The organism is Methylobacterium sp. 092160098-2, assembly GCF_028920805.1.
Taxonomy (GTDB): Bacteria; Pseudomonadota; Alphaproteobacteria; order Rhizobiales; family Beijerinckiaceae; genus Methylobacterium; species Methylobacterium fujisawaense.
The window spans coordinates 78090-99793 of the sequence record NZ_JAQPZJ010000003.1 but is presented as its reverse complement, the minus strand read 5'-3'; the positions used below and the strand labels follow the sequence as shown (position 1 = coordinate 99793).

The following is a 21704-nucleotide window of genomic DNA, read 5'->3' as shown; positions in this document are numbered from 1 at the left end:
ATTCTTGTGTCGAGGAGGGGCGCCGTCCCAGGTGCCAGACAGCGCGGTGTGGCAGGTCGTACAGCAAGGGCGGGGCGGTTCGCAAATTCCGAGCGAAGCAATGCACTTTTGAACGAGACCTCTAAGGATATGTCTGAAACCGTCCGACGACCGCCTCCGTCTGTCACGTATACAGACAAGAAATCAGCTCAGCAGAGAAAATTAATTTCCCACATCTTTTTGTTTCGGCCTGAATACGACTTTCCCGGTTTGTGGGATCCTGATGGGACGAACAAATCGTAGAGAAGAGTAAGCTCACCGAAGAGCAGACCGCCTGCGAGACGAGTGCCAAATCGCAAAGTGGTTCTGGTCGCGATGATAGCACATGCCCGCAGCTAGGGTGTGTCGTCATCTGAGGTGATCGAGGGCTGCGGCGAGACAGAGGATGCCGCTGAAGCTGGCGGCGGTCTTCTCGTAGCGCGTGACAAAGGCTCGCCAATCCGCCACGACCCATTGGGGCACGCCCGGCAAGCGCTTGAGCAAGGGCAGCGCATGAGGCAGTTCGTGGGCCTGCCTCTGTGCGATCCGAAAGGCGATCGCGCGGACTGCGCCCTCGGCGATCACGCGCGCCGTACCAGCCAGAGCTTTAGCCGCAATTGCAGCTTTGGCGCGAGAATCGCCCAGCAATCGCTTGTGCCATCGCACTTGTCCACGCTAAATTACCTCCGTTTTCCCTAGGAGCGCACGCCGTGAATAACCTGCAAGAAATGCTGCTGCCAAACCCACACTGGAATGAGGAATGGCACATGACTCAATGGGAAAGATCGACCTTAATTCAGCTGCTTCAAAATTTGAAACCGGATGTAAGCTTGGAGATTGGTACTTTCCGATGCGGAAGCCTTCGACCGATTTCGCACTATAGCCGCAGAGTCTATACATTCGACGTAGATCCCAATCAGCATCGTATAGCCAGCCTGTTCCCGACAGTGAAGTTTATCACGGGAAATAGCGCGGACACGCTACCTCCTATCATAGCTTCGATGAATGAATCTGAAGAAGAGGTCAATTTCATCTTGGTTGACGGGAGCCATGAGGTAGACGGTGTTTGCGCGGATATTTCTGCGTGCCTTAAGTATCGACCAAAACGCAAACCTACAGTTATTGTTATGCATGACAGCAGCAATCCGAAGGTCAGACGCGGGATCGAGATTTCTCCCTGGGATGACTGCCCCTTCGTTCATGAATTAGATCTCGATCTCTGTCCTGGTGCATTGTATGATCGAAGCGATATTCCAGGTGAAATATGGGGGGGCCTCGCCGCCGCGCTCCTCCTTCCAACGGCTCGATCAGGTCCAATTACACGACGAGCGTCCTTTCAGTACACGCGCGAAGCTATGCTCAGATCTTCATCGTATCCGGATGAGGCACGGTGGTGATTTTGTAGAAGTCCGCCGCACAACGTATAGTGGGCTCGAAGATGCCGACTGGGGCGAGTAGCTCATAGTCATGTCTTCACTCGCATGCTTCATCGGGCAAAGATCGCCATCAACATGCGCGGCACGGGCGTATGAACCCGGCCTAGCTGTCTGGATGTGAGACCTCCTTGGCGTCTGCGACGACGCGGAGGGCGCACTTGATGAGACTAGAACTGGGCGGTCCTTAGCTTGGGTTGGCGAGCGCGGGATCGGCTTCGAGACGCTGGCGCAACACCGTCTCGGGCGAGAGCCCGTTCAGCACGCGCTGCCGGCGGCCGTTGTAGGCCGCATTGAAGCCGCGCAGCACGATCTCCAGGTCGGCGTGGCGGTAGAGCGTGATGCCGAGCACCTACCGCTGCACGCGACCGTTGAAGCGCTCGACCATGACGTCGGTTTTCGGCGTATACGGGCGCGTTTTACGATGCTTCACACCGTGCAGCTCGCAGGCCGCCTCGAACGCATCGGCCGTGAAGCACCAGCCGCGGTTGGTGAGCACGCGGGTGACCCGGAACGGAAAGGCGCCGAGCGCGTCCGTGAGGAAGGCCACCGCCGAGGCGGTGGTCTCGTCGTCGTTGACGGTGAGAAGCACGTAATGAGACGCGCGATCGATGACGACGTACGGGTAGCGCTTGCGCGAGACACGGTTGCGGTCCTGCAGCTTGGGCAAGTGCTTTACGTCGACGTGGATGAACCCGACCTCGTAGTCCTTGAAGCTAACGTGTGGCTTGCGGGCCCTCTCGGCGGGCGGCATCCGGTTTATGCCCTCGGCCTTAAGGATGCGGTAGACGGCGTCCCGGTTCAGGTGTGGCAGGAAGTGGCTGACGACAAAGGTCAGCGCGTCGAGGGGAAAGCCGGTGGCGCGCTCCTCATCGCTGGCGCGCCAGGGCAGCCTGTGGGGACGCGCCAAGCAGTCCTGACACGCATCGGGGCCGCGTTTGCGCCATTTGCGGATGGTCTCGGTGGACACGCCGTAGCGCTTGGCCAGCACCCCGGATCTCTCGTGTGAGCGGGCGATCTCGGCGCGCACGGCTGAGGTTGTGCGGGTCTGGGGGTGGATGGCGAGCATCAGCGCTCCCTCCTGGCAGACTGGCGGAGCACACCGTCGAACCGCCACGCGTAGGCTTTAATCGCCCAACGCGCTGCGTCCCAACGACGTTCCACAACCAAACACCTAGTCGTTATAATTGTAGTGTTGATTTGCACGGAACGCGCGACTGAAACATATTATACGTTTCCGCTCGTCCGCTGTATAAAAGCTCAAAAATTTTCTACTCGGACGACAGGTCCTACCAAGAGCTTAGAGCTGAACGCTTCCAAGTGTTTGCTGCAACACAACGATACTCGTAGTTTGGATCCCACGCACTCTGACCTACGAGGCATGGCGCCGAAGAGGAATGTGGTGTTGAGGTTCGGGGGGTGATCAACGAACCATTGAGGCGAAGATCGCCCTGGAGAAACTGATTCCCGCTACTATCGATTGTCGCGTAGACGTCCCTGGCGTTGCGCGTCGCGGATCCGGGACTGTCAGGAATTTCATGTGGCGGCGGCCATAGTGGATCCGAAGGAGGTTCCCGATGGCACGACGCAAAGCACCCCGTATCCCTGACGCGATCCTGGACCAGCTCCTGGCCGGGGCCGATCCGAAGACGGCCTTCGAGGCCGATGGCCTGCTGGACGAGTTGAAGAAGGCCCTGGCCGAGCGGGCGCTCAACGCCGAGATGGACCACCATCTGGCAGGCGAGGACGACGGCAACACGCGCAACGGCTATGGCCGCAAAACGGTCACCACCGAGACAGGCCGGATCGAGCTGGCGATCCCTCGCGACCGGCAGGCGACGTTCGATCCGCAGCTGATCGCCCGCTATCAGCGCCGCTTTCCCGGCTTCGACGACAAGATCGTGTCGATGTACGCCCGCGGCATGAGCACCCGGGAGATCGTCGCGCACCTGCGCGAGCTCTACGGGATCGAGGTCTCACCCGACCTGATCAGCGCGGTGACCGACGCGGTCCTGGAGGAGGTCGCTGCTTGGCAGGCCCGGCCGCTCGAGCCGGTCTACCCGATCGTGTTCTTCGACGCCCTGCGGATCAAGGTGCGTGACGAGGGCGTGGTTCGCAACAAAGCCGTCCACATCGCGCTGGGCGTTCGTGCCGACGGCGCTAAGGAGATCCTCGGCCTGTGGCTGGAGCAGAACGAGGGCGCCAAGTTCTGGCTACGGGTCATGAACGAGCTCAGGAACCGCGGCGTCGAGGACGTGCTGCTTGCCGTGGTCGATGGCCTGAAGGGCTTCCCCGACGCGATCCGAGCGGTGTTCCCCGAGGCGCTGGTCCAGACCTGCATCGTCCACCTGCTGCGCCACAGCCTCGACTTCGTGTCCTACAAGGACCGCAAGCTCGTGGCGGGGGCGCTGAAGGACATCTACCGCGCGCTCGATGCCGCGGCTGGCGAGGCGGCCTTGGCGGCCTTCGAGACGAGCGAATGGGGTCGGCGCTACCCGGCCATCGCCCAGAGCTGGCGACGGGCCTGGGGCGAGGTGATCCCATTTTACGCCTTCCCCGGCGAGGTTCGCCGGATCCTGTACACGACGAACGCCATCGAGGCCCTGAACGCCACGCTGCGCCGGGCCGTGCGCGCCCGCGGGCACTTCCCGACCGACGAGGCCGCGCTGAAGCTGCTCTACCTGATCTTGAACCGCTCCGAGAAGGCGTGGAAGATGGGCTCGCGTGAGTGGGTCATGGCCAAGGCGCAGTTCGCCGTCATCTTCGGCGAGCGCTTCACACGGGCCATGGCGGCCTGATGTTCAACCCGCCGCCCGCACACGGAATTCCTGACAGTCCCGCCGGCAGGACGCCGATGCCGTAATGCTCGGCCATCATCCCGTAGGAGCGGTTGAGCTCGGGATCGTAGAACGACGCCTTGTGGACCCCGCTCTTGAGGTTGTCGGGCACGACGAGGCGGGGGACGCCGCCGAGGAAGCGGAACAGGCGGACATGCGCGCCGATCCAGTCGGGCAGCGTCTGGGTCCAGGTCGCCTCGGCATAGGTCAGGCTCGATGCGCCGAGCACCGCCACGAAGATCTCGGCCTCGCGCACGATGCCGGTGGCCGGATCGACGATCCCGACCTTCTTGCCCGAGTAGTCGACGAAGACCTTGTCGCCGGCGGCATGGTGCTGGCGCATCACCGGGGTGAGCCGACGCTCGAACTCCCTGTAGAGATCGCAGAACCGGGAGTAGCCGTAGCCCTCTGGATGGGTCTCCCGGTACTCCTCCCAGAGCACCGTCAGGTTGACCCCGGGCCGACGCATCTCCCGGACGATTGAGGGCCAGTCCGGCTCCGGCAGGCGGCGCATGCCCTGCTTCACCCCGGTCCGGGCAAACAGGCGCTGCTCCAGCACCGCGTCGGTGACCTCGGGGCCAAGCGGCCAGGTCAGGCCGGCAGCGCTCGCTCGGGCGAGGTTGTCCTGCACGGTCGAGCGGGCGATGCCCAACGTTCGTCCGATCTCTCGCGAACCCACCCCGTCGCGGGCGAGACGCAGCATCTGTTTGATCTGTCGCATGGTCAGCTCTCTCCTGGCCGGCATCCCGCTCTCCTCGTGGTCGAGGACAGGGATGCCGCGGTTGCTGACCCGCGGGGATGATCCGTCGCCGATATCGGCTACGGGGTGGCCGGCTTCATTTCGGAATGGTGGCCGACATCAAATCGGAACGCTGGCCGGCTTCCGTCGGAATCCGCACCTTGCACAGGCGCGCGACCGGGAAGTCCTTCTTCGTCGCGTCGATGAGGCGGAAGCTCATCGACTTCCCTCCGTGGCGAAAAAAGCCGTGGCCCGCTTCAGGATCTCCCGCTCCTGGTGCAGCACCTCGTTCTCGCGGCGCAGGCGCTTGAGCTCGGCGGCCATGTCCTCCTGCCGATCGGCCGGCGGATGGTCCATCTCCCGCTCACGCCGGCCGTCGATCCAGTTGCGCAGCGTCGAGAGCCCGACACCGAGATCGGCGGCTACCTCGCGGCGGGACCGCCCGCTCGTCTGCGCCGATCGCACCGCCTCTGCGCGAAACTCAGGGGTAAAGGTTTGCTTCCGGTCTGCCATCGGAACCCTCCTCCTTCAGGAAAAGAGCTCTCCACTTTTGCGTAGCAAGTCCGCACCGGATAAGCGACGATAGTTCGGAGAGCGTCAACATACTACCGGCGCCAATCCGGGCGTCGGTCATCCGCCGACCGCGCTACGCTTACCGCGCCTGCGTGGAAGCGATCGTGCAGGTATGGAACATAGCTCTGGCTGGCGGTCGCCAATCGATAACGAGTATGCTGGGCAGCACCCGGTCTGGTGTCCCGCGCAGCTCAATCGGCGAGACCGGGCTGCACACTCACGAACGCCCCGCTGACCCGCCGCAGCTCCGTGTTCTGCTCCGCGTAGGCCGCGTTGACCCGCCGCAGCTCCATGCTCTGTTCCGCGAATGCCGCGTTGACCCGCCGCAGCTCGATGTTTTGCTCCGCAAAAGCCGCATTGACCCGCTGCAGCTCCATGTTCTGCTCCGCGTAGGCCGCGTTGAGACGGAGTATCTCGTGCTCCTGTGCGCGATGGCTCTGCTCAACCTGAGCAAATTTCCGCTGAACGGCGGCGATCTGCTCCCTGAGGCCCTGATTTTCGACCTGGAGGGCCGACCGATTATTAGCCTGAGCAACGCTGTGTTGTCTGTACTCTAATAACGGTTTAGCGATGTGAGCAAGATGCCCCCCCGATTTCCATATTCTGTAAAACAGATTATGATCTTCCGGCTGCCCGTCGGATCGGTAGCCGCCCACCCTGTCATAGGCAGATCGCCGGTACATTGAGGAACCGTGAACGAAGTTGCTCGTCCTAAAAGTAGCAAGCGTTTCTGGGCAAGGGTCCGGGAAGCGCCACTCGTAAACATCCCAATTGTTTGTCGGTGCGTGCCCAAGGAGGGAAGCGCCCACCTTCCTAGCCTGTTCACCAGCCAAAACGCCAAATAAAAGCACGTCTGTGTATGCAACGTCCACATCTGGGTTAGCGTCTAGAGCGAGGCGGCACTCAAGGATAAAATCGCTGCGCAGCCGATTGTCTGCACCGAGAAAAAACAGATAATCACTAGTTGTTTGCGCAACGCAAGCCCGAAAATTTTCCACGATTCCAAGATTGCGGGAATTGCGAATGACGGCTTTCCCGGACAATTCTATTTCTTCCAGCACTGAATACGACATATCCGTGGATGCATCATCGACTATAATAAATTCATCTGGGCCGATAATCTGCGCATCAACCGAGGCCACCGCCTCTCTTAAGAAATGCCCATAATTATAATTCGTGATGATGGCAGCGACTGTGGCCTTGAAAAGGGAATCTGTTTCCCGCATCAGGCGAACAGGAAGCGGGCAATTCCTGCCAGAGGAACGATTGCTATAGACAATACTCAGCTTTCCATCTTCGCTAGCGGAGATAAGCCATTCATTTTTGCCAGTTCTGAAATTATCGTGCGCTGCCAAGACAAATTTACTTGGTTGGATCCCTAGCAAGTTATTCAAGACCGATGCATTCACAGCCGGCCTTGCCAAAGTCCACGACATGCCATACATCGCTAAGATCGATGCAGCGGTCTGAACTGTATCTTCGGTTGGGTCGAGGAGCACGATCGAGACGCAGCGCGTATCACTAGGATCGTACTCGTCTAAATGCACAACTCGATAAGCTCTCAACGCGGAGATGTGCCGAAAAAATCCGTCAGGCGTGACACAATCGTATCCACCAGGCGATTTTATTGTAATTTCTCTATAAGCCAGGATCATGCGATAAATATTTCTAAGATTTGAAGCTCATTGCCCAAACGATAGATAAACTGATCAATTCGACGCAACGGAAGCGATGGTCTAATCGGCCTAGCTGAACGATCATGAATGATGAAAGCGCCCGACTTTGCAAGACGCAACAATGCACCGCAGGCGATCGGGAACGAAACGCCAGTGGCCGTATCCATGCCACCCGTCACCACGATGAGATCGAAAGCCTCCATGGAAGCCTGTGCGACATGAGCCACGTCAGTGCAAGCAAATCTGACGCGATCACAGCCAACGCCATTCTGAGTAGAGCTCTCAACTATCTGCGACGGCGGAATAATGCCGAGTATACTGGCGCCGGGCAGCCTCAACGTCAGAGAACCGTCTGCGCACCCGAGATGTAGAACCCTTTCAAACGACATTATAGGAATGGCTGCTAAGATAAAATCTTCGCGGCGCAACCGCTCAACCGATTCGATTTTCGCCGGATCTGGAGCAGCTACCTGCCCCTCTCCGCAGATCACCTGAAGCGTCGTCACCTGCGATTCCGTGGTATTCCGAAGCGAGGTAGCCGTCTTACCTCTCCCGCCTCGCATTGTCACGCCGCCGGGCGCATCTGATATTGGGCTCGTAGATTACCAAGACGGTAGCTCCCGTAAATCAGCGGCTTTATTTCTGAAGGAGGGCAGAAATTCCGACCTCGTAGGCTATCCGCTGGCCCGGTGCCAGACGCTTCATGCAGGCAATCTGACGCGCACGCATGTCCATTTGTGCGCAAGCGAGGCGATTGACGGATGTCGCTTCGATCAACGGCTCGGCAAGCGACAGCACTGAAAGGCCGTGTAGTACGGCCGCGTCGAACCAGAGCAGCGGATTTGTTCCGGTGACGAACTCAGATTTCGCAAGAAGCTCGAGTGCCTCTGCCGAAATGACACCGCCGACTGGAGCAGCTCCGTAGAGAGCTGTCCAAGCCCAGTCACCGGCAAGTACCGGTTCCGTGACCTGCGAACCGTCTCCTTGCGCGCGGAACGAAAACGGAACCACGGCGTCGTTGCCTGAGATTGCATTCAACAAACGGGAGCAGCCTTCAGGCGTGAGTACAGCGCCGGATCGAAGCAAAACGACGGGACGCCCACCGCGGTTGAGCGAGCGCATCATCATTTTATTGTCTAGCTCGTCAAAGGACAACCGTTCTATGCCTGGCAGGATATCCGACGCGAGTACGGAACGCGTGTCTGCAACCACCAAAACGAAGTCTGAGACTAAGGTACCAAGCCACCGAATTGCGGCTGCGCTGACATGGAGCGCAGCACAATCGCCGTCAACGATTATTGCGATGGTTAATGATTCATGTGCCGGCGGTGATTTCGCCGGAAACCGTTCAGCGAGTTCGGCGGCAACTGTTGCGTGCGCGGCCACCCAGGCCGCGACGGTATCACTTCTCTCCAAATAGGGCGCAGCTTTAGGCAAGGCGGGCGCTTGCGCGATCACCTCGGAAAGGCGCTCGGTCAGCGACTCGACAGTATAGGAGAATAGCACCTCCGGGTGGGATGACGGATCGAGCAGCTCCGGAATCCCACCGCCAGCGCAAGCAACAAATCGCGCCCCTATCTCTAAAAGTTCATAGACAGCACACGGTGAATTATCGACGGGAGAAGCTAGAACAGCAACACGCCCCGGAGCGATGACGTAATCATAGGCTTTTTCGCGGTCAAACGAATCAAGGATCTGCCAGATGAGACCAGAATCTGAAAGCCGAGCTGCTATGTAATCAGACGCCGGAACCCCATCGACGGTCGACTGTCGACCCATAAAGGTAATCAAGATACCAGAGAGGTTATTTTTGAGGGCCAATACTGCATCAACAAATAGTTTGATGCCCTTACGGGGTTCTAGACGCCCGAAGAAAATCAGCTCGCTTGTGTGTTCTGCCTTGGGTCGCTCTCGATTCCTTAGAACGCCGAGATCGTCGGGAATGTAATAGGTCTGCTGGAACAGCCGTTCGGACGGCAACTCGAAACCGCGGCAACGCATCCACGCGACCAAGTAACGGCTAGGCGTCCAAACAAGATCGGCTTCTCGAAGCACAAATCGCTCTGCGGCGTCAGTCCACATCCAAAACGAATGACTTGCCAGTTCCTCATTGGCTTCAATCACCCACGCCGAAGGCCCATGGCAGCCGACCCAGAACTGTGTCCTATGAAAAGCTAGTCCAAGTTTTTTTGCCACGAGGCAGTAATAGGCCTCGCCAAGGTGCTCACTAGTATGGACGACGTCGAAGCTGCGGCCTCGTAGCCAGTCGTAAACTGCATAGCGTTCCCAGGACGTAAAATCCGCAAGCGGACCTTCCAGTTGCCCAACGCGCATACGCGAGATCGGGACTACCTCTATGCCCTGCTTCTCGTAGCGGACCGACTCTGCCTTGAAGACCTCGGGTGCCAGCATATCCGCTCGTGTGAGAGCGAGAGTAACCCGATGCCCCTCTGCCGCAAGCAGTTCGGCTAGACCGGTGCTGACCGTGGCAATGCCACCGTTTCTCCAGAAGCCGATCGCCTCGAAAGTAACGATGCAAATGGACAAGCTTTTGATCGATGTAGGCCTCTCCCGAGGAAAGATGCGCAGCTCACAATCCCAATTGTCTCTCACGATGCACGTCCCCTCGCAAGACCGTCGTTCTCGGACATCCAATTAAAGGTGTCCTTCAAGCCGTCGGGCCATTCGACTTTGGGCGTCCAGCCAAGCTCGGACTTGATCAAAGACGTATCAAGAACATTGACTGGGACATCAGCGGCGCGACCCGGAGTATAGACACGCTTCAAAGACCCTTGCCCGAGCAATGCCTCGATGTCGTACAATATGTTGTTAACACTCAGACCTCTGGAACTTCCAACATTCATAATACGGTGCGGCCCATCATAGGTGACGACCTCAACAAAAGCCTCAATGACGTCATCAACATGAATGAAATCCCGAGTTATCTCTCCGTCTCCCCAAATTTCGACAGGCAACCCGGCAAGAGCCCGGTGAACGAACGTACCGACTAGCCCCTGACGCTTGTGGCCGAGCTGGTATCTTCCGTACGGGTTTGCGATACGCAGAGAGTGATAATTCAGCCCGTGCAAGTGGCGGTAAAGAAATAGATACTTCTCGATCAGTAACTTGCTGATCCCATAGGCGGAAATTGGATCTGTGCGATCGTTCTCGCAGATCGGAACGGAACTTGGGATACCGTATATAGCCCCGCCTGAAGATGCAAAGATCAATTTTTTAACCCCACTCGAAACGCATAGATCAAGCATATGAATTGTGGACAGCGGACTACTTTTCAACTCGGCTGCCGGGTCGCGATTTGAGCTTTCAGGCACCGATCCGCTGATCAAATGAAAGACAATTTCCTGCCCCTCGAGTGCATTAGACAGGGCAATTCGGTCATTAAAACTGCCTGTAATGGACTTAATTTTGCTGTTTCCGGCATTAAACCCAAGACTTCTGCCAAAACTTGTCACTTCAGCACCGACCTCGGCTAACCGCGCACAGAGGTTGGCTCCTATGAACCCCCCGCCGCCGAGGACGAGACAGCGCAGACCATTGAGAAGCTCGGTCTTATCTGAAGGCGAAGAAGCGCTCATCGAAGAGGTGGCTCCGGTTTTGCGTGAAACGGCGACTGGTAACGAGCTAAGCTATAGGCGCAACTAGCTTCCCATATCTATGCCGCTCGAGAAGCGGATCCTCGACGGATCGATCGGGCGCGACTTCAAGGCCAAGGATCGGCGTAGGGCTAGAGCGTCTTGACCCTCGTCAGCTTGAGTAAGGAAACCGAGGTCCGCGGCTGGATTGTCTCTGCCGAACTGCCAGGTATCTGTGGTCGCCGGCAACGGGACGCGCGCGTGTCGGATAAAATTGCGGAGCGGCTCTGGCGCAAACCACGGCGCATAATTGTCTATAAAATACTCGAAATATATTGGCCAATTCCGACCTGATGGAGCCAACCTATTGGGCGACCGCTCGTGTCTCTCCAGATCGATGAACCTGTTTAAGGCCGGCACTCCTTCCTCGCGGAGCAAGTGGCGAGTAGAATTAAGTGTATTCGTTTCATGCACTCGGTATGCCATGCAGACGGACTGCACAAAAATGGGCTCGATGTAATGGGTCGCTTGAAGTATAAAATCCCAATCGTGGCACATTTTGTATTGCGAAAAGCCGCCGATTTTTCGGTATAGATTCTTCGTAAAAACCAGATTGCCGCTAGTCACTGCGATATTGTTGCGAAGAAGCGCAAAGCCCACTGTAGGGCATTCCAAGGCATGGCCTAGCGCCATGCGGTACCACTCGCGTATGCCGGCGGTTTCATCCACGAAGCGACTGGTGCCGTCTATGAAATCGACGGCTGAGAAGGCCAGGAAATCTCCGTCTGACGGGACTTCAGCCAAGATGGTGCTAAAGCGGTTGGTTGCGTAATAATCATCTGAGTTTAAAACGGATAGAATCTCGCCGCGAGCCAATGATAGGCCGCGCATGATAGCCGCATGAGCGCCTCCATTCGCTTTTAATGCCTCGTATCGGATCTTGACTGGCCCGGTATAATGTTCAATTACTCGTCTAATGGCTAGATCTGATTCGTCTTTTGAACAATCGTCTATTATGATAAGCTCGCCGATCGGGTAATCTTGCTCTAATACCGATCGTATTGCAGTCTCAATGTATTGGGCGTGGTTATAGGACGGGATTACAACCGACACTTCATCATTACGCCGGCCGTTTTCGATTGCTTGATGGGAAGAGGTGTTTCGTTCTTCTGCTTTCTCAGAGAGGTCGATAGCAATCCCGATTTCTCTTAGTACGTTTGACAGACCGATTGCGAATGCCTCCTGTGTGTATCGCTGGTGATAACACTGGAGCGCATTTTCCCGCATAGCTCGACGTTGTGAGTCGTTTCGCGCCAGCGTCAGCACTGTCTCCGCCATTGAGTCAATGTCGAGATATGGCACTATGATACCGCCGCCGTCGCCGAGCGCGTCGGCCGCCCCCCCAGCGTGACGGAACACGATAGGTGGAACCCCGCTTGCCATCGCGGACAGGTTGACGAGCGGGAACGGATCCTCGCGCGAGGTAAGCACGAAGAGGTCGGCGCCAGGCATTGTATCGAACAAATTGACCCGCGGTTCGAGAAAGCGGACGTGCATGCTCAAGCCGAGCTTGGATACGTCCTGCTGGCAGAAGAGCATATATGGAAGACTTGGATTTCCGATCCATGCGAATCGAATGTCTAGGTCTGAACCTGCCTGCTGCACGACGCGGTGACTGACTTGGACAAATAGGTCTGCGCCTTTACGATGATCGATGGTACCGCAGCCGAGTACAACAATTGCGTTCTCGGGGAATCCCGCCTCTTCCCGTAGTTTTCGGCGGGCAGAAATTACCTGATCGTCAGATAGGCTAGGAGCAGCGCTCCCAGTTGGAACGATGTGCAGAGAAGTATTCTGTAGCTCAAAATCTTTGCCGATTGCTTCTTTAACGTATGAGCTTCCAAAGACTAACGCATCCGCGGAAACATCAATTTTTCGGATGTGATGCTCGCCAAACAGCTTAATGCTAGCGGGCATTTCGTGTACAAGAGATACGACTTTGAAGCCGAGGCGTTTCAGAGGAGCAAGTAAATCCGACGTGAGGATGGTGTTGCAGAACGCTACCTTCAGGGGGCGACCCGCTAGTCCGGCGACGCTCTCAGTTAAGCTGTCGATGGTGTTTTCGCCGAGAAACCGGAAATCTGGTAATTTTGAAAAGCGCGGGCTCAGTGCGCCACCGCCAAGACTGAGGACCTTGACGTCAAATGCTTCATTGGCAACTAAGTATTCGGCCATATTTAAGACGACAACTGGCGCGCCACTTAGTGAGCAGTCGTGTGTAATCAGCACTACTGCGGGCTTACGCAGGCGGCTTGACGCCGGGATCAGTATAGCCTCGCTCGTTTCCAGTGGATGAGTAACCTGCTCGTCCAACGTCGGCGTGGGCGGCTGAGATGGTGCCCGTCCCTCGGCGCGTCCGCTCGTCAGGTAGTGCGTCAGCGGGTCGATGCCGGCTTCGGCCACATCCGGGTTCTGGGCGAGGTACCAAACCGGGTCGAACAGCGGAGATGGTGCCCGTCCCTCGGCGCGTCCGCTCGTCAGGTAGTGCGTCAGCGGGTCGATGCCGGCTTCGGCCACATCCGAGTTCTGGGCGAGGTACCAGGCCGGGTCGAACAGCGGAGATGGTGCCCGTCCCTCGGCGCGTCCGCTCGTCAGGTAGTGCGTCAGCGGGTCGATGCCGGCTTCGGCCACATCCGGGTTCTGGGCGAGGTACCAGGCCGGGTCGAACAGCGGAGATGGCGCCCGTCGCTCGGCGCGTCCGTTCGTCAGGTAGTGCGTCAGCGGGTCGATGCCGGCTTCGGCCACATCCGGGTTCTGGGCGAGGTACCAGGCCGGGTCGAATAGTGACGACGGCGGCCGTCCCTCGGCGCGTCCACTCGTTAGGTAGTGCGTCAGCGGGTCGATGCCGGCTTCGGCCACATCCGAGTTCTGGGCGAGGTACCCGACGGGATCGAATAGTGGCGACGGCGGCCGTCCCTCAGCGCGTCCACTCGTCAGGTAGTGCGTCAGCGGGTCAATGCCGGCCTCGGCCACGTCTGGGTTCTGAACAAGGTACCCGGCCGGGTCAAAAAACGTTTGAAAGTTATCGCGATTTTCGTCGTGTTCAGCAGCCGTCGAAGCTTCAACGAGACCACCTTCAATTGAGTGCTCTTCGAGAGGTAAGGTGGATTCGACTGCATCTTCCGAATGCGATGCCAGCGGCTTTATCCTCAGAAATGATTTTATATATGTCACCATTGGGCGTTATTCGCTTTCTTGCGGGATGGCTCGGCCAAGTTGATACCAGTAGTCACATTACCACCTTAGTGTTGCAATTTCGAGACCAATAGGCTTCCACATGAGATCATGGAGAATGCGGATCGCTTATTCAGCGCGGCTGTCCTCGCTCTCGCGGGCGAGGCGCAGCAGGTTCTGCCCGTAGGCGGTCTTGGCGAACATCTCGCCCCGGGCCACGAGCTGGTCGCGGGAGATGAAGTGCTGGAGGTAGGCGATCTCTTCCAGGCAGGCGACCTGCAGGCCCTGGCGGTGCTGCAGGGTGCGGACGAACTCGCTCGCCTCCAGCAGGCTGTCGTGGGTCCCGGTGTCGAGCCACGCATAGCCGCGCGACATGCGCTCCACGTGCAGTTGCCCGCGTTGCAGGTAGGCCTCGTTGACGCTGGTGATCTCCAGCTCGCCGCGGGCCGAGGGCTTCACGTCGGCGGCGATGTCGAGCACCTGATTGTCGTAGAAGTACAGGCCGGTCACCGCCCAGGTGGATTCCGGGTTCTGCGGCTTCTCGACGATCTTGGTCGGGCGGCCCGCCTTGTCGAGGTTGACCACGCCGTAAGCCTGCGGGTTGTCGACGTGGTAGGCGAAGACGGTCGCGCCCTGCTTGCGCGCGGCGGCGCGATCCAGGAGTTCGCCCATGCCGGCGCCGAAGAACAGGTTGTCGCCGAGGATCAGCGCCACGTCGTCGTCGCCTACGAAGTCGCGCCCGATGACGAAGGCCTGGGCGAGGCCTTCCGGCCGCGGCTGCAGCGCGTAGGAGAATTTCAGCCCGAACTGTTCGCCGGTGCCGAACAGCCGCTTGTAATTGTCGAGGTGCTCCGGCGACGAGATGATCAGGATCTCGCGGATGCCGGCCAGCATCAGCACCGAGACCGGGTAGTAGATCATCGGCTTGTCGTAGACCGGCAGGAGCTGCTTGTTGATCGACAGCGTGGCCGGGTGCAGGCGCGTGCCGGATCCGCCGGCCAGAACGATGCCCTTCATGGCTTGGAAACTCCCTCTGAAACCGGCCCGACGAGCCGGTCCAGGATATCGTCGAGTGCCGCCTGCCAGGCCCGCGGCGCGATGCCGTAAGCGGCCGTGAGGCTGTCGGTGGACAGGCGCGAATTGGCCGGCCTCCGGGCCGGTGTCGGATAGGCGGAAGTCGGGATGCCCTTGACCGGCACCGAGCGGCCGCCGCGGCGGGCCGAGCCCGCCACGATCGCCTCGGCGAAGCCGCACCATGTGGTGTCGCCGGCGTTCACGCAGTGGAATGTGCCGGTGGGAGCGTCCGCATCCCCGGCCATGCGCTGCGCGATCGTCGCGAGGGCGGCGGCGAGGTCGGCGGCCGAGGTCGGGCAGCCGTGCTGGTCGTCGACGACGGTCAGGGCATCGCGCTCGGCCGCGAGTCGCAGCATCGTCTTGACGAAGTTGCCCCTGTGCGGGCTCACCACCCAGGCGGTGCGGACGACGGCGTGGCGCGGATTGCCGGTGCGCACCGCCAGCTCGCCGGCGGCCTTGCTGGCGCCGTAGACGCTCTGCGGGTCGATCGGTGCGTCGGGCGCGTAGGTCCCGTCGGGCTTCGTGCCGGCGAAGACGTAGTCGGTCGAGACGTGGACGAGCGGGATGGATCGCGACGTCGTGGCGGCCGCCAGGATCGCCGGCGCGAGCGCGTTGAGGCGCCACGCCGCGACCACATCGGACTCGGCCTTGTCGACGGCCGTGTAGGCGGCGGTGTTGATCACCGCCCGGTAGTCGCGCGCGGCGAGCGCCGCCGCGACGGCGTCCGCGTCGGTGATGTCGAGATCCGCGCGGCCCGGTGCGTGCACGCGGACGCCGTCCGGCCAGGACAGGGCCTGCAGCTCGGTGCCGACCTGGCCCGCGCCGCCGAGGACGAGGATGTCCATCAGCCGTTCAGTCCCAGGCGCTCGCCCTTGTACCGGCCCTCGCGGATCGGGCGCCACCAGCCCTCGTTGGCGAGGTACCAAGCGACGGTCTCCTCAAGCGCCTGCTCGAAGGTCTTCTGCGGGCGCCAGCCGAGTTCGGCCTCGGCCTTGGTGCAGTCGATGGCGTAGCGCCGGTCATGGCCCGGGCGGTCGGCCACGAAGCTGATCAGCTGCTCGTGCGGGGCGTTCTGCGGACGCAGCCGGTCGAAGGCCGCGCACAGCGCCTTCACCACCGCGAGGTTGTTGCGCACCGCCCGGCCGCCGAGCAGGTAGGTCTCGCCGATCCGGCCGCGCTCCAGCACGGCGACGAGGCCCTTGGCGTGATCCTCCACGTGGATCCAGTCGCGCTCGTTCAGGCCGTCGCCGTAGACCGGCAGCTTCTTCCCCTCCAGGGCGTTCAGGATCATCAGCGGGATCAGCTTCTCGGGGAAGTGCCGCGGCCCGTAATTGTTCGAGCAGTTGGTCACCAGCACCGGCAGGCCGTAGGTCTCGTGCCAGGCGCGGGCGAGGTGGTCGGAGGCCGCCTTCGAGGCCGAGTAGGGCGAGCGCGGATCGTAGCGGCTCTCCTCGGTGAAGAACGCGTCCGGCGGCAGCGAGCCGTAGACCTCGTCGGTGGAGACGTGGAGGAACCGGAAGCTCTTTTTGTCCGCCTCCGGCAGGGCTTCGTAATAGCCCCGCGCCCCATCCAGCATGGTCTGCGTGCCGATGACGTTGGTGCGCACGAAGGCGCCCGGATCGGTGATCGAGCGGTCGACGTGGCTCTCGGCGGCCAGATGCATCACCGCCTGCGGCTTGAAGTCGGCGAAGGCCTTCTGCACGGCGGCGCGGTCGCAGATGTCGGCCTCGACCAGGCGATGGCGCGGGTTGTCGGCGAGCGGCGCCAGCGAGACCGGGTTGGCCGCATAGGTCATCGCGTCGAGGGTGCAGACGTCGTGGCCGAGATCGTTGACGAGGTGCAGCACCAGCGCCGAGCCGATGAAGCCGCAGCCTCCGGTCACCAGGATGCGCATGGCGTGTCACCTCTTCGGATAGGTCAGAAACGGAATAGCCGGGCAGCGTAAGACTGGCCGGCGTGACGAAATTGCGGCCGGGCCGCGCGGCTCAGAAGACTTGTCCGAGATCGGCGAGGCGCGGGGCGCGGCGATCCTTGTCGGACAGGATTGCCGCCTCGCCCGAGACCGGCCACGGGATCCCGACTTCGGGATCGTTCCAGGCGAGCGCCCGGTCGTGCTCGGGGCTGTAGTATTCGTCGACCTTGTAGGCGACCATGACGTCGGGGGTCAGGGTGCAGAAGCCGTGGGCGAAGCCGTGCGGGATGTAGAGCTGATCGCCCGTCTCGGCGTCGAGGGTGACGGCGACGTATTTTCCGTAGGTCGGCGACCCGCTGCGGATGTCGACCGCGACGTCGAGGATCGCGCCCTGGAGCACGCGGATCAGCTTGGCCTGGGCCCGGGGCGCGATCTGGAAGTGTAGCCCGCGGATCGTGCCCTGCGGCGCCGAGAAGGACTGGTTGTCCTGTACGAACGGCGTCGTGATGCCGACCCGCGCCAGGGCGTCGGCCCGAAACGTCTCGGAGAACCAGCCCCGCGTATCGCCGAAGCGCTTCACCGCGATGCGCTTCACGTCCGGGATCTCGGTCTCGATGACGTCCATGCCAGCGCCCTTCTTGCGGATCCCGTCGCGAGGTCCAGCGGACGTCTCCGCATCGGTCGTTCGGGGCCGCGCGCCCGCCTTGCCGACCACAACCTCGGTGATGCCCCGCGACTTCCGGTCATTCGCCGTCCGTGTCAAGGCGTTATCCATGCGCTGCCGGTCTTAGCAAAACAATGCACACGTCGTCCGTCCGACCTACCGAGCTGAGACTGCTGGCATCCAGGCCAGCCGTACCGGAGATGGCTCTTCAATGATGTGGGGTGCCAGTCGACGGCATCGACGTGCGGCGGTGGCAACCTGCAGATGATCGGCGCCACTAGGGCGTCTCTGCAAAGGGGTTCACAGGCTGGGAGGTCCGGCCCATGCGGGCTTGATGCGACGCTTTGAACTGACCGACGCGCAGTGGGCGCAGATCGCCCCGCTGCTGCCTCCGCAGAAGCCGCGCACGGGCCGGCCTTCGGAGGATCACCGGCAAGTCCTCAACGGCATGCTCTGGATCCTGCGCACGGGCGCACCCTGGGAGGATCTACCGGCGCGCTACGGTGCTGTGGGATCGGTGTCGAGCCGGTTCTACCGGTGGCGCAAGGCCGGCGTGTTCGAGCGGGTGCTGCAGCGGCTGCAGGCGCAGGCGGACGCGCGCGGCGACCTCGACTAGGACCTGCACTTCGTGGAAGCCACGGTGGTGCGCGCCCACCAGCACGCCGCCGGGGCACGCCGGTCCGGCGCCATCGGGGGGTGAGGCGACCGTCGAGGAGGTGGGCGAAGCGCTCGGGCGCAGTCAGGGCAGCTTCTCGACCAAGCTTCATCTGCGTGCCGAGGGCGGGGGTAAGCCGATCACGGCGGTGCTGACGGCGGGCGAGCGCCACGAGCAGTTTGCGTTGGATGCTCTCATGGACAAGGGCGTGGTGCCACGCCCAGGGCGAGGCCGCCCGCGCCTGCGGCCCCGTAGGACGGCAGGCGACCGGGGCTACTCCAGTCCGCCGGCCCGTCGCCGCCTCCGACAACGCCGGATCGAGCCGGTGATCCCCACCCGCAAGGATCAGCCCCGCCAGCTGGATTTCGACAAAGCCGCCTACCGCGAGCGCAACAAGGTCGAGCGGTTGATCGGCCGGCTCAAGCAGTATCGCCGCATCGCCACCCGCTACGAGAAGCGAGCCGCGAACTACCTCGCCATGGTCACGCTTGGCATGACCATGCTCTGGCTCAAATAACTTTGCAGAGACGCCCTTGAGCGTTTTCGGTTTGGGCTGAGTCGGCTTGGTGGGGTTCACGCGGCGCTGGGAGGCTGATTCACTAGGCCGGTCGACAGCTGGAGTGATGCATGGGCCGCCCCTACAGCTTGGACCTGCGCGAGCGGGTGGTGACCGCGGCTGCGGCGACCTCGCGCCGTCAGGCGGCCGCCCGCTTCGGGGTCGGCCAGGCAACCGCGATCCGCTGGATGGCGGCGCTCGCCGCGACTGGGACGGTGGCCGCCCGGCCGCAGGGGCGTGCCCGCCGCTCCAAGCTCGACCCGTACGAGACGTTCCTGCGTACGCTGATCGACGAGAAGGTTGACATCACCCTGGAGGAGATGCGCGCCCGGTTGCAGGACGAGCATGGCCTCACCGTCGGGCTCGGCACGCTGTGGGCCTTCCTCGACGCGCGCGACCTGACGTACAAAAAAAGACGGCCCACGCCGCAGAGCAGGATCGACCGGACGTGAAGGCCGCCCGGGAAGCGTGGTTCGAGAGCCAGCCCGATCTCGACCCGGACCGGCTGGTGTTCCTCGACGAGACGTGGACCGCCACCAACATGGCCCGCACCCGCGGGCGCTGTCCCCGCGGCCAGCGGCTGCGCTCCCCCGTCCCGCACGGTCATTGGAAGACCACGACCCTGGTGGCGGGCCTGCGCCTGTCCGGGATCGCCGCGCCGTTCGTGCTCGACGGGCCGATCAACCGCGACGCCTTCCAAGTCTACGTCGATCAGGTCCTGGTGCCCGAACTCGCACCCGGGGACATCGTGATCATGGACAATCTCGGCAGCCACAAAGGCCCGGCCGTGCGCGCGGCGATCGAGGCGGCAGGCGCGCGGCTCCTGTTCCTCCCGCCCTACTCGCCGGACTTCAATCCGATCGAGATGGCGTTCTCGAAGTTGAAGGCGGGGCTGCGCAAGGCCGCCGAGCGCACGCGCGAAGAGCTCTGGACCACAATCGGGCGGCTCGTCGATGCCGTCACGCCCGACGAGGCCGCAAACTTCTTCGTCGCGGCAGGATACGACCCCGATTAAACCGAAACCGCTCTAGTGTGCGGATGCGCCAACACGCCGCCTTCGCCCAAAAAAGATGACCGGTCCAGTGGCATGGGGCGCTTGCGCGGAGGCCTGACGAGACCTGCCTTGAACAATCGCACCAGCCGTAGGTGCTGAGTATGTAGGGAGGTGGCGTGGAAGATCTGATCAACGTCGCCTGATCGCTCGTAGAGATCCAGCCGAGATGGAAGCGGCCAAATCGATCAGGTGGCTGAGTTGAATACGACGCAATCGCAACCTTGCCCAACGCGCGATTGATGACGCAAATTCGAAGCGAGCTATCGCACAAACCCAAGCGCCGTCATGCCACTCAATCGGGCTCGGATCGGCTCAACCGCGATCTGATGCGACCACAGGATTATCCGGCCTCGGCCAGATCACGCCATCATCGGGCACGGCGCGCAGCACTGTACAGCCCATGCCGATCATCGCCCGTTCGCCGACCTTGAGGCCCTGCAGTACTTTGGCCAACGGTCCGACCAAACTGTCTGCACCTATCGCGCAGCGCCCACCGATGAACGCCGCGGGTGAGATCGTCGTGTTGTCGCCAATCTCGGCATCGTGACCGATAATGGCGCCGGTGTTCAACACAGAGAACCGCCCGAGCCGCGCATCGACGTTGACGATGACTCCATGCGCCACGAACGCCCCCGCGCCCAGCCCGACGCCCTGGCTGACGATCGCATGCGGCGAGACCATGGGCGGGCAGGGCAGGGCGTGGCGGTCGAGCCACGCGATGATCTCGGCCCGCGCCTGGATCGCCGCCCGGCTCACCCCGCCCACGGCCAGGGCCACACCTGCATAAGCGGCGCGGTCGGCCAGCAGTTCGTCGAGATAGCCCCTGTAGGTGCCGACCTGCGCGCTCGGCTGGCTCGAATAGGTTGCATCGACGGTATAGCCGCACATTTGCGCGACCTCTGCGATCTCCTTGGAGAATCCGCCGCCGCCGATCAGCGCGAGACGCTGCCCCGGCGCGGTCACAGCATGGCTCCGCCATCGACCCGGAGGATCTCGCCGGTGACGTGCCGGGCCTGGGGCGACATAAGAAACGCGATGGCGTCGACCACGGATTCGACGGTCGCGGCGCCTGCGGGGCTCCGTTTCTCCAGCGCGTCCTTGAACTCCGCGCCGTACAGGCGAGCATGGGCCTGAGTCATCTCGGTGTCGAGCCAGCCGGGGGCGACGCCGACGGCGCGCCGGGGGGCAAGTTCCCGGGCCAGCCCCTTGATCAGGGCGTCGAGCCCCGCCTTGGAGGCGGCATAGGGCACGATCGCCGGCTCGGGCCGCTGCGCCGCGACGGACGACACCGCGCAGAACACCGCGTCCCGGGTCGAGACGCGGGCGCTGCCGAAGGACGCCGCGAACAGGGTCGGCGCGACGAGGTTGGTGCGGTAGAGTCGCTCGATCTCCTCGACGCCGAGGCTGCGCATCGGCTTGATGATCTGAACGCCCGCGCAGTACACGAGCCCGGTCAGGAGGCCCTGCTCGGCCACCGCCGTCTGCAGCACGCCGCCGATCGCCGGGAGATCGGTGACGTCGGCCGCGACGACGGCGCAGCCGAGCGCCTCCAGCTCGGCGAGCCGGTCCGCCCGCCGGGCGAGTGCGGTGATCCGCGCCCCGCCCGCGCGGAGACGCTCGGCGACGGCGCGGCCGATGCCGCTGCTGGCCCCGACGACGAGGACGTGCCCCACTGGCTGCGACATC

At 61.6% G+C, this 21704-nt stretch carries 15 protein-coding genes and 4 pseudogenes; 4 read left to right on the top strand and 15 right to left on the bottom strand.

Annotated features, from left to right (window positions below; genetic code table 11):
* Nucleotides 1–387: 387 nt before the first annotated feature.
* Nucleotides 388–681: pseudogene (locus PQI07_RS32755) on the bottom strand (hypothetical protein); the annotation flags it as partial.
* A gap of 65 nt (nt 682–746) precedes the next feature.
* On the opposite strand from PQI07_RS32755, the gene PQI07_RS38035 reads away from it, so the two are divergent.
* Complete coding sequence (locus PQI07_RS38035; RefSeq protein ID WP_446721011.1) at nt 747–1415, top strand: class I SAM-dependent methyltransferase; 669 nt, start codon at nt 747–749, stop codon at nt 1413–1415.
* Nucleotides 1416–1557: 142 nt separating this feature from the next.
* Here PQI07_RS38035 and PQI07_RS32750 read toward each other — a convergent pair.
* Nucleotides 1558–2520 (bottom strand): annotated as a pseudogene (locus PQI07_RS32750) (DDE-type integrase/transposase/recombinase).
* 508 nt (nt 2521–3028) lie between these two features.
* On the opposite strand from PQI07_RS32750, the gene PQI07_RS32745 reads away from it, so the two are divergent.
* Nucleotides 3029–4249, top strand: a complete 1221-nt coding sequence (locus tag PQI07_RS32745; protein WP_274928978.1) for an IS256 family transposase — start codon at nt 3029–3031, stop codon at nt 4247–4249.
* Here the strand turns inward: PQI07_RS32745 and istA are convergent.
* The 11 genes and pseudogenes from istA to rfbC all read right to left on the bottom strand — a co-directional run bounded on the left by istA (nt 4227) and on the right by rfbC (nt 17714).
* Complete coding sequence (gene istA, locus PQI07_RS32740; RefSeq protein ID WP_274928977.1) at nt 4227–5009, bottom strand: IS21 family transposase; 783 nt, start codon at nt 5007–5009, stop codon at nt 4227–4229. The genes PQI07_RS32745 and istA overlap by 23 nt on opposite strands.
* Before the next feature lie 175 nt (nt 5010–5184).
* Nucleotides 5185–5540: pseudogene (locus tag PQI07_RS32735) on the bottom strand (transposase); the annotation flags it as partial.
* 251 nt (nt 5541–5791) lie between these two features.
* Nucleotides 5792–7255: a glycosyltransferase gene (locus PQI07_RS32730; RefSeq protein WP_274928976.1), complete on the bottom strand. Its 1464-nt coding sequence runs from the start codon at nt 7253–7255 to the stop codon at nt 5792–5794.
* Nucleotides 7252–7782 carry a hypothetical protein gene (locus tag PQI07_RS32725; protein ID WP_274928975.1) on the bottom strand — a complete coding sequence of 177 codons (531 nt, stop codon included), beginning with the start codon at nt 7780–7782 and terminating at the stop codon, nt 7252–7254. The genes PQI07_RS32730 and PQI07_RS32725 overlap by 4 nt, the downstream gene beginning before the upstream one ends.
* A 130-nt stretch (nt 7783–7912) precedes the next feature.
* Nucleotides 7913–9823 carry a glycosyltransferase gene (locus PQI07_RS32720; protein ID WP_274928974.1) on the bottom strand — a complete coding sequence of 637 codons (1911 nt, stop codon included), beginning with the start codon at nt 9821–9823 and terminating at the stop codon, nt 7913–7915.
* A 62-nt stretch (nt 9824–9885) separates the two neighbouring features.
* A complete protein-coding gene (locus tag PQI07_RS32715) occupies nt 9886–10872 on the bottom strand; it encodes an NAD-dependent epimerase/dehydratase family protein (protein ID WP_274928973.1) in 987 nt (328 codons plus the stop codon).
* Between the two features lie 63 nt (nt 10873–10935).
* Nucleotides 10936–14106, bottom strand: coding sequence for a glycosyltransferase (locus PQI07_RS32710; RefSeq protein ID WP_274928972.1), 3171 nt, complete (start codon nt 14104–14106; stop codon nt 10936–10938).
* Nucleotides 14107–14232: 126 nt separating this feature from the next.
* Nucleotides 14233–15120 carry a glucose-1-phosphate thymidylyltransferase RfbA gene (gene rfbA, locus PQI07_RS32705; protein ID WP_274928971.1) on the bottom strand — a complete coding sequence of 296 codons (888 nt, stop codon included), beginning with the start codon at nt 15118–15120 and terminating at the stop codon, nt 14233–14235.
* A complete protein-coding gene (gene rfbD / locus PQI07_RS32700; protein ID WP_274927246.1) occupies nt 15117–16022 on the bottom strand; it encodes a dTDP-4-dehydrorhamnose reductase in 906 nt (301 codons plus the stop codon). The genes rfbA and rfbD overlap by 4 nt, the downstream gene beginning before the upstream one ends.
* Nucleotides 16022–17071, bottom strand: coding sequence for a dTDP-glucose 4,6-dehydratase (rfbB, locus tag PQI07_RS32695; protein ID WP_043757626.1), 1050 nt, complete (start codon nt 17069–17071; stop codon nt 16022–16024). Before rfbB ends, rfbD begins: the two co-directional genes overlap by 1 nt.
* Nucleotides 17072–17162: 91 nt before the next feature.
* The gene (gene rfbC / locus PQI07_RS32690) at nt 17163–17714 is read right to left on the bottom strand and encodes a dTDP-4-dehydrorhamnose 3,5-epimerase (protein WP_043345777.1); all 552 of its coding nucleotides are present in this window, start codon (nt 17712–17714) and stop codon (nt 17163–17165) included.
* A 373-nt stretch (nt 17715–18087) separates the two neighbouring features.
* Here rfbC and PQI07_RS32685 point away from each other — a divergent pair.
* Both PQI07_RS32685 and PQI07_RS32680 read left to right on the top strand, forming a co-directional pair.
* A pseudogene (locus PQI07_RS32685) lies at nt 18088–18925 on the top strand (IS5 family transposase).
* A 110-nt stretch (nt 18926–19035) separates the two neighbouring features.
* A protein-coding gene (locus PQI07_RS32680) for an IS630 family transposase (RefSeq protein WP_274926560.1) occupies nt 19036–19979 on the top strand; the annotation gives its coding sequence in 2 pieces (ribosomal slippage) (nt 19036–19372 and nt 19372–19979; 945 coding nt in all).
* A 351-nt stretch (nt 19980–20330) separates the two neighbouring features.
* Here PQI07_RS32680 and PQI07_RS32675 read toward each other — a convergent pair.
* Both PQI07_RS32675 and PQI07_RS32670 read right to left on the bottom strand, forming a co-directional pair.
* Nucleotides 20331–20981: an LbetaH domain-containing protein gene (locus tag PQI07_RS32675; RefSeq protein WP_274928970.1), complete on the bottom strand. Its 651-nt coding sequence runs from the start codon at nt 20979–20981 to the stop codon at nt 20331–20333.
* Nucleotides 20978–21703 carry an SDR family NAD(P)-dependent oxidoreductase gene (locus PQI07_RS32670; protein ID WP_274928969.1) on the bottom strand — a complete coding sequence of 242 codons (726 nt, stop codon included), beginning with the start codon at nt 21701–21703 and terminating at the stop codon, nt 20978–20980. Before PQI07_RS32670 ends, PQI07_RS32675 begins: the two co-directional genes overlap by 4 nt.
* Nucleotide 21704: the final 1 nt, after the last annotated feature.